The sequence below is a fragment of the Escherichia sp. HH41S genome (assembly GCF_009820115.1).
Taxonomy (GTDB): Bacteria; Pseudomonadota; Gammaproteobacteria; order Enterobacterales; family Enterobacteriaceae; genus Escherichia; species Escherichia coli_F.
This window is the reverse complement of record NZ_VNXE01000057.1, coordinates 1-1,003: the sequence shown is the minus strand read 5'-3', so window position 1 is coordinate 1,003 and position 1,003 is coordinate 1. Positions and strand designations below refer to the sequence as shown.

Here is a 1,003-nt window from a genome sequence, read left to right as displayed (position 1 = left end):
CCTTTAAGGTTATCGAAACACAACGTCCGAAACAGGCCTGTTGCCGGTGCGACCATATCGTGCAGGCACCAGTACCTTCAAAACCCATTGCACGCAGTTATGCCGGAGCGGGGCTTCTGGCCCATGTTGTCACCGGGAAATATGCAGACCATCTGCCGTTATACCGCCAGTCAGAAATATACCGTCGTCAGGGAGTGGAGCTGAGCCGTGCCACACTGGGGCGCTGGACAGGTGCTGTTGCTGAACTGCTGGAGCCGCTGTATGACGTCCTGCGCCAGTATGTGCTGATGCCCGGTAAAGTCCATGCTGATGATATCCCCGTCCCGGTCCAGGAGCCGGGCAGCGGTAAAACCCGGACAGCCCGGCTGTGGGTCTACGTCCGTGATGACCGTAACGCCGGTTCACAGATGCCCCCGGCGGTCTGGTTCGCGTACAGTCCGGACCGGAAAGGTATCCATCCACAAAATCACCTGGCCGGTTACAGCGGTGTGCTTCAGGCCGATGCTTACTGTGGTTACCGGGCGTTATACGAATCCGGCAGAATAACGGAAGCCGCGTGTATGGCTCATGCCCGGAGAAAAATCCACGATGTGCATGCAAGAGCGCCCACCGACATCACCACGGAAGCCCTGCAGCGTATCGGTGAACTGTATGCCATCGAGGCAGAGGTCCGGGGCTGTTCAGCAGAACAGCGTCTGGCGGCAAGAAAAATCAGAGCCGCGCCACTGATGCAGTCACTGTATGGCTGGATACAGCAACAGATGAAAACACTGTCGCGTCACTCAGATACGGCAAAAGCGTTCGCATACCTGCTGAAACAGTGGGATGCACTGAACGTGTACTGCAGTAATGGCTGGGTGGAAATCGACAACAACATCGCAGAGAACGCCTTACGGGGAGTGGCCGTAGGCCGGAAAAACTGGATGTTCGCGGGTTCCGACAGCGGTGGCGAACATGCGGCGGTGTTGTACTCGCTGATCGGCACATGCCGTCTGAACAATGT

General features: G+C 57.2%; 1 protein-coding gene. It reads left to right on the top strand.

What is annotated here, in order from left to right:
- Window positions 1-1,003 (top strand): IS66 family transposase (gene tnpC, locus FQZ95_RS09515; RefSeq protein ID WP_160530137.1); only part of this gene is annotated, 1,003 nt, incomplete at both ends.